The 4,706-nt window shown below is 64.3% G+C and carries 6 protein-coding genes; 1 reads left to right on the top strand and 5 read right to left on the bottom strand.

Annotated features, from left to right (window positions below; all coding sequences use genetic code 11):
- The 5 genes from AC1DYD_RS41100 to AC1DYD_RS41080 all read right to left on the bottom strand — a co-directional run.
- Positions 1-934 (bottom strand): electron transfer flavoprotein subunit alpha/FixB family protein (locus AC1DYD_RS41100; RefSeq protein ID WP_478178448.1); only part of this gene is annotated, 934 nt, incomplete at its 3' end.
- Positions 935-936: 2 nt separating this feature from the next.
- A complete protein-coding gene (locus AC1DYD_RS41095) occupies positions 937-1,686 on the bottom strand; it encodes an electron transfer flavoprotein subunit beta/FixA family protein (protein WP_478178447.1) in 750 nt (249 codons plus the stop codon).
- The gene (locus tag AC1DYD_RS41090) at positions 1,683-1,820 is read right to left on the bottom strand and encodes a hypothetical protein (RefSeq protein ID WP_478178446.1); all 138 of its coding nucleotides are present in this window, start codon (positions 1,818-1,820) and stop codon (positions 1,683-1,685) included. The genes AC1DYD_RS41095 and AC1DYD_RS41090 overlap by 4 nt, the downstream gene beginning before the upstream one ends.
- Before the next feature lie 10 nt (positions 1,821-1,830).
- Complete coding sequence (locus tag AC1DYD_RS41085) at positions 1,831-3,021, bottom strand: CaiB/BaiF CoA transferase family protein (RefSeq protein ID WP_478178445.1); 1,191 nt, start codon at positions 3,019-3,021, stop codon at positions 1,831-1,833.
- A gap of 8 nt (positions 3,022-3,029) precedes the next feature.
- Positions 3,030-4,184 (bottom strand): acyl-CoA dehydrogenase family protein, encoded by a 1,155-nt coding sequence (locus tag AC1DYD_RS41080; protein ID WP_478178444.1) that lies wholly within the window; start codon positions 4,182-4,184, stop codon positions 3,030-3,032.
- 333 nt (positions 4,185-4,517) lie between these two features.
- Between AC1DYD_RS41080 and AC1DYD_RS41075 the strand changes: the two genes are divergently transcribed.
- Positions 4,518-4,706, top strand: a 189-nt coding sequence (locus AC1DYD_RS41075) for a transposase (protein WP_478178443.1), incomplete at its 3' end; no start/stop codon positions are given.

The following is a 4,706-nucleotide window of genomic DNA, read 5'->3' as shown; positions in this document are numbered from 1 at the left end:
AGAGCGCCTTGACCAGTTCCGGCACGGCCGTGAACAGGTCGGCGACCAGGCCGTAGTCGGCCACCGAGAAGATCGGGGCCTCCTCGTCCTTGTTGATCGCCACGATCACCTTCGAGTCCTTCATGCCCGCCAGATGCTGGATCGCGCCCGAGATGCCGCAGGCGATGTACAGCTGCGGGGCCACGATCTTGCCGGTCTGGCCCACTTGCCAGTCGTTCGGGGCGTAGCCCGCGTCGACCGCGGCGCGGCTGGCGCCCAGGCCGGCGTTGAGCKTGTCGGCCAAGGGCGCCATCACTTCCTGGAACTTCTCGGCGCTGCCCAGGGCCCGGCCGCCCGAGACGATGATCTTGGCGGCCGTCAGTTCGGGGCGCTCGCTCTTGGTGACCTCGCGGCCGATGAAACTGCTCTTGCCGCTGTCGGCCACGCCTTCCACGGTTTCCACCGCCGCGCTGCCACCCGTGGCCGCTGCCGCATCGAAGCCCGTGGTGCGCACCGTGATCACCTTGATCGCGTCGCTGCTCTGCACGATGGCGATCGCGTTGCCCGCGTAGATCGGCCGCTCGAAGGTGTCGGGGCTGTCGACCTTGGTGACATCGCTGATCTGCGCCACATCGAGCTTGGCGGCCACGCGCGGCGCGACGTTCTTGCCGTTGGCGGTCGAGGGGAACAGGATGTGGCTGTAGTTCTTCGCAATGGTCAGAACCTGGGCGGCAACGTTTTCCGCGAGGTTCTCGGCCAGGCTGGGGCTGTCGGCGACGATCACCTTGGCGACGCCTGCGACTTGGGCTGCGGCCTTGGCCGCTTCGGCGGCATTGGCGCCGGCCACCAGCACGTGGACATCGCCGCTGGCGCAGGCGAGGCCTGCGGTCACGGTGTTGAGGGTCGCCGGCTTCAGCGTGGCGTGGTCGTGTTCGGCAATAACAAGTACGGTCATGGTCAGATCACCTTCGCTTCGTTCTTCAGCTTGTCCACCAAGGTGGCAACATCGGGCACCTTGATGCCCGCGCCGCGCTTGGGCGGCTCGGACACCTTCAAGGTCTTCAGGCGCGGCTTGACATCCACACCCAGGTCTTCAGGCTTGAACGTGTCCAGCTGCTTCTTCTTCGCCTTCATGATGTTGGGCAAGGTCACGTAGCGCGGCTCGTTCAGGCGCAGGTCGGTGGTGATCACGGCCGGCAGCGAGAGGGAAATCGTCTCCAGGCCGCCGTCCACTTCACGCGTGACCTTGACCTTGTCGCCATCGATCTCGACCTTGCTCGCAAAGGTGGCTTGCGGCAGGTCGGCCAGCGCCGCCAGCATCTGGCCGGTCTGGTTGGCGTCGTCGTCGATCGCCTGCTTGCCCAGGATGATCAAAGCCGGTTGTTCCTTGTCGACCAGCGCCTTCAAAAGCTTGGCCACCGCCAGCGGCTGCAGTTCTTCGGTCGTCTCGACCAGGATGCCGCGATCCGCACCAATGGCCATCGCCGTGCGCAGCGTCTCCTGGCACTTCGCGTCGCCGCAGGACACCGCGATGATCTCGGTGGCCGCGCCCTTYTCCTTCAGGCGCACCGCCTCTTCGACCGCGATCTCGTCGAAGGGGTTCATGCTCATCTTCACGTTGGCAATGTCGACGCCCGTGCCGTCGCTCTTCACGCGCACCTTGACGTTGTAGTCGACGACCCGCTTGACGGGGACCAGGATCTTCATGGTTGCTGCCTCTGTGATGAAGTGTTGGACTGTTCGGCCGCGAGTTCCTTGACCAGCGGTGCGAAGCTCTTGATCTCGTGCTGGATGCGCTCGCCATGGGCGGCGCTGCCCAGGGGTGCGCTTTCCTTTCCCATCGGGAAGGCGTCAGCCGCCCAACACGCCCGTTTCCTTCAGCCGGGCGATGCCTGCAGCGCCCGTGTGCAGCAGTTGTTCGAGGATCGCCGGCCCGTCGGCGCCGAGCGCGGGAATGTGGGCGCGCGGACCCGCGTTGCCGTGGGTCATGCGAAACGGCGTGCCCGCGACGACGAAGGTGCCCGCGCCGTCGTCCATCTCGCACATCGTTCCTCGCTCGCGCACTGTCGGCAAGGCCATCGTTTCCTTGATGTCGAGGTAGCGGGAGCAGGGCACGTGGTGCGCGTCCAGGATGCGCTCGCATTCCTCGGCGGTGTGCTGCATGGCCCACTTGGCGAGTTCGGCCAGCAATTCGTCCCAGTGCCTCTGGCGCCCGCGGCCGGTGGCGAAGCGCGGGTCTTCCAGCCATTCGCGGTGGCCCGTGGCCTCGCACAGGGCGACGAAGTTGTCCTGCGTGGTGGGCGCCACCACGAGGTGCCCGTCGCGCGCCGGCGTTGGCTTGTAGACGAAGTGCAGCGGCTGTTCAGGGAACTGGGCTTCGCCCACCTCGCACACCAGCAGGCTGATCATCGAGTCGAGCAGCGACAGGTCGACGTAGTCTCCCTTGCCCGTGCGCTGGCGCTGTACCAGCGCCGCCTGGATGCCGCCAAAGGCAAGCGAGCCGCCCAGTACGTCAGCGACGAAGATGCCGGTGTTGGGTGGCCGGCTGTCATCGTCCTGATAGGAACGAAGGGCGCTGTCGAAGCCCGAGAGTGCGTGTAGCGTCGGCGCGTAGGCACCCTTGCCGTCGCCGGACTTCCCCTGGCCGAAACCCGAAATCGAGCAATAAACCAGGCGCGGATTGATCTCGCTCAAGGTCTCGTAGCCGAGCCCCAGCCGCTTCATGACGCCCGGGCGGAAGTTTTCCACCACCACGTCGGCTTCCTTGACGAGTTCATGCACGATGTCGCGCGCCTCGGGGCTCTTAAGATCGAGCACGATGCTGCGCTTGCCACAGTTCAGCGATGCGTAATAGCTGCTGCGGCCTTCGCGCAGGGGAGGGCGGCTGCGCGTGAGGTCTCCTGCCTTCGATTCAATCTTGATGACGTCGGCACCGAGGTCGGCCATCAGTCGCGTGCAGTACGGCCCCGACATGACGAAGGTGAAGTCGAGCACGCGGACGCCGGAGAGTGCGCCCTGGGCGCTCGGAGAAATGGCGGGCATGGGGGAGCTCAGCGGAAACCGAGTGCCCGACGGGCGATCACCATGCGCTGGATCTGGTTGGTGCCCTCGTAGATCTGCAAGACCTTCGCATCGCGCATCATGCGTTCCACATGGTTGCCGCGCACGTAGCCGTGGCCACCGAGGACCTGCACCGCGTCGGTCGTGACCTTCATCGCGGTGTCGGTACAAAAGCACTTGACCATCGAGGCCATCTCCGTGAGGCGATCGGTGTGCCCGGCGTCGATCGCACGCGTGCACTTGTAGAGCAGGGCGCGGGCCGCCTCGATCTGGATGTGCATGTCCGCCAGCATGAACTGCAGGCCCTGGAACTCGCCGATCGCCTTGCCGAAGGCCTTGCGCTCCTTGGCGTATGCAACCGCGATGTCGAAGGCGCCCTGTGCCACGCCCACCGCGCTGGCCGCTACCGTCGGGCGGTTGAGGTCGAGGATGTGCATGCAGGAGAGGAAGCCCTTGCCCTCCTCACCCATGCGGTTCTCCACCGGCACCCGCACGTTGTCGAAGTAGATGTCGGCATGCGGCGTGCCGCGCTGGCCCATCATCTTCTCGCTTTGGCCGAGCGAGATGCCGGGCGTCTTCATGTCGACGATGAAGCAGCTGATGTTGTCCACGCCGCGCTTGCCTGCATCTCCGGTCTTGGCGAACAGGGTGATGTAGTCGGCCAGCGGCGCCATGGTGATGAAGCATTTCTGGCCATTGACCACGTAGTGGGCGCCGTCGCGCACGGCGTTGGTTCTCATCGCGCCGACATCGGACCCGGCATGCGGTTCAGTCATGGCGACTGAACTCACGACGCCGCCCTTGGCCACCAGCGGCAGCCATTTCCGGCGCTGTTCCTCAGATCCGAAGTGAAGCAGCGGCAGGACGAAGGAAATGGTGTTCTGGTTGATGAGCTGGGCGCCGGTCATCGAGACCTTGGCCACCAGTTCCTTGGCCATGCAGGTCGTCGTGAGGTCGAGTCCCGGGCCGCCGTATTCCTCGGGCACTCTTGCCTGCATGAGCCCCAGCTCTCCGAAGACCGAGATCAGGTGCTTCGGAAAGGTCTCGGTCTCGTCCATCTGCTGAGCCAATGGTGCGATCTCCTTGTCGACGACGCGTTGCAGGCTGTCGAGCAGGGCTTCCTGCAATTCAGTTCGTTCTTCCATGGTGTCTCCACAACTAGTTGAAGGGCCGACCGACTGCGCCAGATACTGCGCCATCGTCAGTGGTGTTCGTCGATCTTGCGATTGCGGGCCCCAAAGGGAAATAACCGAGGCGGCATATCATCTGTGACCGAAGTTCATGCATGGCAGCAGGCCATCGATTCGCCAAGATCTGTATTGAGTTCTTGGCGGCCGACAATCGGACGACTGATGCACGGCTTTCACAGAAGCCTCGTCTCAAGGGCGCGTTGACTATCAAGGACGGGATCTCTAGTCTTACTGTGTCAATAAAAACAAGGCATTATGTGCACTTCCTCAACTGATGGGTGAAGAGCCATGGGTATGAGTCAACGGTTCGACCAGTACATGCACCATCTGGCGGAAGGGCTGGGTCACTCAGATCGTCACGCGGGGCTCAAGGGCTACTGCACCGGACTGATGCTGCCGCTGTCGCGCAAGAGCGTGGAGCCGATGGCCGCTCGGGTGGACCCGCTGCACGCCAGCGCCCGACATCAGGCACAGGCA

This window comes from Variovorax sp. P4_B11, assembly GCF_056402355.1.
Note: the sequence above shows the minus strand (reverse complement) of the source record. Positions and strands in the feature narration are given on the sequence as shown.

Bases quoted from the DNA above. Each gene is read 5' to 3' on its own strand.
- AC1DYD_RS41090 (WP_478178446.1), bottom strand. From the start codon at position 1,820: ATGGGAAAGGAAAGCGCACCCCTGGGCAGCGCCGCCCATGGCGAGCGC.
- AC1DYD_RS41085 (WP_478178445.1), bottom strand. From the start codon at position 3,021: ATGCCCGCCATTTCTCCGAGCGCCCAGGGCGCACTCTCCGGCGTCCGC.
- AC1DYD_RS41080 (WP_478178444.1), bottom strand. From the start codon at position 4,184: ATGGAAGAACGAACTGAATTGCAGGAAGCCCTGCTCGACAGCCTGCAA.